Source organism: Streptomyces sp. NPDC057438 (assembly GCF_042802995.1).
In the GTDB taxonomy this organism is placed as follows: Bacteria; Actinomycetota; Actinomycetes; order Streptomycetales; family Streptomycetaceae; genus Streptomyces.
This window is the reverse complement of record NZ_JBHVDD010000210.1, coordinates 1-1,256: the sequence shown is the minus strand read 5'-3', so window position 1 is coordinate 1,256 and position 1,256 is coordinate 1. Positions and strand designations below refer to the sequence as shown.

Here is a 1,256-nt window from a genome sequence, read left to right as displayed (position 1 = left end):
TCGCCCACCTAGATCTACACTACCTACTTCGTCGGCAGCGACAGAAGTCTCTAAGAGAGAGGCTCTCGCAGCTCCGTAACCTGGTCAACCCTATGGCCGTCCGGGTCGCACCCCAGGTAGGCGTTGGGGGTACCCAGCGGATCGTTGCGCAGGTCGACCACCAGCCAGCGGGTGGGTTCGGTGGAGCCTTCGAAGGACAGGCCGAGGGCTTTGCGGGTGAGGCTGCGCCCGCCGTCGGAACCGACCAGGTACCGGGCGCGCACGGTGAGGGGCTCGCCGTCGGCGTCGATGAGATCGACCTCCACGCCGTCGTGGACCTCGGCGAAGCGCTCCATCCGGTGTCCGAAGCGAACGTCCACGCTCGCGAACCGGCGCGTCCCCGCCAGCAGTTCGGCGTCGACCAGTGGCTGGATGAAGCCGTTGCGCCGCGGCCAGCCGAATTCGTCGGTCCGGGGGTCGAGTTCGGCCAGCAGCCTCCCCCGTCCGTTGACGAACCGCATGATCTGGTGCGGCGTGGTGTGCCGGCGCACCTCGTCGATGAGGCCGATCTGCTGGAACGCACGCAGGCTTTCGTCGTCCATGCCGACGCCGCGTGGGTAGTCGATGAGCTTCTCCTCCGCCTCGACCAGCAGGGTTCGTACGCCGCAGAGGCCGAGCTGGTTCGCAAGGGTCAGACCGGTGGGACCGGCCCCGACGATCACGATGTCGTAGGAGTGCACGGAAGAGGCGGGGGCTGGGTGTGGCATGCGCGGGATCTCCTGACGTAACCGGACCGATCCAAGTTTACAAATATCGCTCATGCAGGTGCGATATTTAGGAGCTTCTTGGATCTGTGGTGCCCTGTCAAGGCCCGTCGGGAGGTCACCAGCACCCGTACGCGCCTTCGTGGATGGGCGGGGTTGGCCACCGAGTCGGTCGGCAAGTGACGTGGCAACTCGTGGTCTGCGCGTCGTCCCAGGTAACAGCCCATCTGGCCGATGCCGCTCGCGTGATCGGGCGACGCTGGCGGGCTTCCTGGAGGGCTGCTGGCGGCTACCCAGGGGCTCGTGTGGGGTCCGATGGCCCCTGGGCGGGGGGCGAGCGCGCCCGGCGAGAGGTCAGCTCCCGCAGTCTCGCCTTGAGGCGCTTGACCGCCTTCGGATCGATGCGGATTCCGACCTTTCCACCCCGGGCAAAGTAGAAGCCGAACCCCAGCAGCGTCGCCGCTCGGGCGTGTACGATCTTCGATTTCTCCCGGTTGACCTGCAGTTTCAGCC

2 protein-coding genes are annotated in these 1,256 nt (G+C 66.7%); both read right to left on the bottom strand.

Annotated features, from left to right (window positions below):
- Positions 1-50: 50 nt before the first annotated feature.
- Positions 51-746, bottom strand: coding sequence for an FAD-dependent monooxygenase (locus ACFU5F_RS42430; protein ID WP_383899045.1), 696 nt, complete (start codon positions 744-746; stop codon positions 51-53).
- A 286-nt stretch (positions 747-1,032) separates the two neighbouring features.
- Positions 1,033-1,256: hypothetical protein (locus ACFU5F_RS42425; RefSeq protein WP_383899043.1), on the bottom strand; the 224-nt coding region annotated here is incomplete at its 5' end.